The following is a 2,455-nucleotide window of genomic DNA, read 5'->3' as shown; positions in this document are numbered from 1 at the left end:
TCTTCCCCGGCGGCTGCCTCGTCGGCGATTCCGCCGGCTTCGTGAACGTGCCGCGGATCAAGGGCTCGCACAACGCGGTGCTGTCGGGGATGCAGGCAGCCGACGCCATCGCGGCGGCGCTGAAGGCCGGGCGCCGGGGCGACGAGCTCTCCGATTACGATTCCGGCTGGCGCGACAGCCCGATCGGTGCCGATCTGCACGCCGTGCGCAACGTCAAGCCGCTGTGGTCGCGCTACGGGACGCTGGCCGGCGTGGGGCTCGGCGGCCTCGACATGTGGGCCAACACCCTGCTGAACGCCTCGCCGTTCGGCACGCTCAAGCACGGCAAGCCCGACCACGCCTGCACCAGGCCGCTGTCCGAGGTGACGCCGATCGTCTACCCGAAGCCCGACGGCCGGCTCACCTTCGACCGGCTCTCCTCGGTCTACCTCTCGAACACCAACCACGCGGAGGATCAGCCGGCCCACCTCCGGGTGAAGGACATCGGTTTGCAGAAGACCTCCGAGCACGACGTGTTCGGCGGTCCCTCGGCGCGCTACTGCCCGGCCGGCGTCTACGAGTGGGTGGAGGATGCAGCCGTTACCGACGGCGTGCGCTACCAGATCAATGCGCAGAACTGCGTCCACTGCAAGACCTGCGATATCAAGGACCCGAACCAGAACATCGATTGGGTGACCCCGGAGGGACCGGGCGGGCCGAACTACCCGAACATGTGATTCGGGCGGCGCGAGCGCCCCGGACCCGCGCCATCCTTTCGCCTTGCGGGCGTGGCGGGTAGAGTCCAGTGTCTCGCCGCAGTCGGCGCCGCCTCAGCCGCGACGGACAGGCGCCCGCAGGAGCCGTGAACGGTGCCCATGACCGACAACCGCGTCCGCCGCACCGCAACGGTGCTCGCCCTGACGCTCGCCGCGGGCGTCTCCCTCGTCGCCCAGGCCAGGGCCGCGCAGCCGCGCGAATCGAGCCCGATGTCGGAGTACGAGCCGGCGGAATCGCTCGAGGGCAACTTCCTGTCGGCCTACATCGCCGGCGCGTCGCGCGACACCGCGGCGGCGGCGAACTTCTACCGCGAGGCGGTCAAGGCCGACCCGCGCAACACCGAACTGCTGGAGCGCGCCTTTGTCTCGCTCCTGGCCGACGGCGCCCTGCCGGACGCCTTCCGCGGCGCCGAACGGCTGGTGAGCCGCGACGGCACCAACGGGCTGGCCCAGCTTTCGCTCGGCGTCCGTCAGATCAAGGCCGGCCAGTGGTCGGCCGCCCGGCAGAACTTCTCCCGCAGCGGCCGGGGGGCCGCCGCCGACCTCACCGCGACGCTGCTCACCGCCTGGGCCTATGCCGGCGCGGGCGAGGGCAAGCGCGCCCTGGAGACCGTGGGCAAGCTCAAGGGCGAGCGTTACTACAACACGTTCCGCGACTACCATGCCGGGCTCATCGCCAGCGTCACCGGCGATCAGGCCGAGGCCGAGCGCCGCCTGAAGGCGGCCTACGACGCGGACCGCAACACGCTGCGCATCGTCGACGCCTACGCCCGCTTCGAGGCCAATGCCGGGCGCACGGACCTGGCGATCCAGGCCTATACCGACTTCGACACGCTGATGGCGCGCCACCCGATCGTGCGCGACGCCCTCGACAGGCTGAAGGCCGGCAAGCCGCTCGCCCGCATCGTCACCACCGCGCAGGAAGGCGCGGGCGAGGTGCTGTACGGGCTCGGCTCCGCCGGCTCGACGCAAGGGGACGAGCTGCCGGCCGTGGTCTACCTGCGCCTCGCCCTCTACCTCGTTCCCGACCACGCGCTCGCCCGCCTCACGCTCGCCGACACGCTGGACCGGATGAAGCAGCCGGAGCGGGCGAACGAGGCCTACGCGCAGATCCCGGCGACCTCGCCGCTCAAGCTCAACGCCGACATCCAGATCGGGCTCAACCTGGAGCAGGCCGGCAAGGGCGACGAGGCGCTGCAGTACCTCGACGCCGCGATGAAGGCGCACCCGGACGACATCGACGTGATCACCGCGCTCGGCAACGTCCAGCGGTCGCGCAAGAGGTACGGCGAGGCCGCCGAGACCTACACCCGTGCCCTCGGGCTGATCGGCGACCGGCCGCAGGCCAATTTCTGGACGACCTACTACTTCCGCGGCACCGCCTACGAGCGCGCCAAGCAGTGGCCCAAGGCCGAGGCCGACCTGCAGAAGGCGCTCTCGCTGGTACCCCCGAGCCAGCCCGCCGCGCGGGCGCAGGTTCTGAACTACCTCGGCTACTCCTGGGTCGACCAGAAGATCAACATCGACGACGCGTTCAAGCTGCTGCAGCAGGCCTCCGACGCCTCGCCCCGGGACGGCATGATCGTCGACAGCCTGGGCTGGGCCTATTACCGCCTCGGCCGCTGGGACGACGCGGTGCGGGAACTGGAGAAGGCGGTCGAGCTTGAGCGGGGAGGTCGCGGGGATCTGCGCGTAGGCCT

2 protein-coding genes are annotated in these 2,455 nt (G+C 70.8%); both read left to right on the top strand.

Annotated features, from left to right (window positions below; translation table 11 throughout):
* Window positions 1–716, top strand: a 716-nt coding sequence (locus ACFE86_RS22475; protein WP_375457521.1) for an electron transfer flavoprotein-ubiquinone oxidoreductase, incomplete at its 5' end; no start/stop codon positions are given.
* A gap of 138 nt (window positions 717–854) precedes the next feature.
* A partial coding sequence (locus tag ACFE86_RS22470) for a tetratricopeptide repeat protein (RefSeq protein WP_375457522.1) occupies window positions 855–2,455 on the top strand: 1,601 nt, incomplete at its 3' end.

Origin of the sequence: uncultured Methylobacterium sp., assembly GCF_964244095.1 — a bacterium.
Lineage (GTDB): Bacteria > Pseudomonadota > Alphaproteobacteria > Rhizobiales > Beijerinckiaceae > Methylobacterium.
This window is presented reverse-complemented; position numbering and strand designations above follow the sequence as displayed.